General features: G+C 58.2%; 1 protein-coding gene. It reads left to right on the top strand.

The window, feature by feature from the left end; genetic code table 11:
• The coding region (locus NKI95_RS34365; RefSeq protein ID WP_352722283.1) for a maleate cis-trans isomerase family protein at nt 1–641 on the top strand (641 nt) is incomplete at both ends.

The raw sequence follows: 641 nt of genomic DNA, 5'->3' as shown, positions 1-641 counted from the left end.
CCTGCTGCAGTGCAAGCGCGGATTGGCTTCATTCTCCTGAATTCGGACGAAGTCGGGGAGGGGGCTTTCCAGCTGCTAATGCCCTCCAACGAAGTAGCTGTCTACACAACTCGAACTGGCTACAGTCATGGCGGTGGGGGATTTACGACACCAACTTCATTCAGGGACATCGCCGATACGCTTCCGCCCGCCGATCGCTTTGATGTACTGGCGTTCAGCTGTACCAGTGCAACCGTAGCGCTGGGCATTCCTGCGCTCCTCGAAAAGCTGCAGACGGCCAAGCCAGGCGTAAAGTACACGTCGCCCGGGATCGCGATGATCGAGGCGCTCAAGCACGTCAACGCCCAGCGCGTCGCCCTGCTTACCCCTTATGGACTCGAATTCCACCAGAAGTTTCTGCCATTCCTGAGGGAAGGCGGCATCAATGTCGCTGCAGATGGGGTGTTTGATTGCAAAACCGACGTTGAGATCTGCGAGCTCCACGTTGGAGCTATCCTCGAGGCCGCGAAACTCCTTGTCGAACGTTCCGCGGCGGACGTGCTCTTTCTCTCCTGCACATCAATGCCCGTCGTGCCGCACCTGGCGCGCTTTGAGGCGGAACTCGGCATTCCTGTTATTTCCAGTACACAGGCGATGGCGTG

This window comes from Mesorhizobium sp. M0306, from assembly GCF_040321655.1.
In the GTDB taxonomy this organism is placed as follows: Bacteria; Pseudomonadota; Alphaproteobacteria; order Rhizobiales; family Rhizobiaceae; genus Mesorhizobium.
Note: the sequence above shows the minus strand (reverse complement) of the source record. Positions and strands in the feature narration are given on the sequence as shown.